The organism is Caulobacter sp. P1_D6, from assembly GCF_056406095.1.
The window spans coordinates 1-377 of record NZ_JBFUAW010000101.1 but is presented as its reverse complement, the minus strand read 5'-3'; the positions used below and the strand labels follow the sequence as shown (position 1 = coordinate 377).

Here is a 377-nt window from a genome sequence, read left to right as displayed (position 1 = left end):
GCACAGCGGTACCGAAATCGTTGTGACTGGCGTACGCGGGGGCGTCGGCCATCGACACACCGGCCCCCACCACGGCGGCCTGGTGGCACACCACGTCCACTCCCGCCAGCACCCGATCCAGGTCGGACCGAGACCGGACGTCGACCTCCGCGATCGACGGATCGCGCTCGGCGTCCGGTCCGTGCGCCGAGGTGGAGAACGCGTCCGTCGCCGTCACGTCGTGCCCCGCGGTCCGCAGAGCGTCGGTGATGTGGCCGCCGATGAAACCGGCTGCCCCCGTCAGTAATACGTGCATGGGTGTCACTCTCCTCTATCGTGAACCGAGACGCTCGCCCGCCCGAAGGGACTTCCACCATCACGCCCACCCCGACCGACCG

General features: G+C 69.5%; 1 protein-coding gene. It reads right to left on the bottom strand.

Features of this window, described 5'->3' with window-relative positions; all coding sequences use genetic code 11:
• Positions 1–295: NAD-dependent epimerase/dehydratase family protein (locus AC1DYP_RS24865; RefSeq protein WP_477048573.1), on the bottom strand; the 295-nt coding region annotated here is incomplete at its 3' end.
• Positions 296–377: the final 82 nt, after the last annotated feature.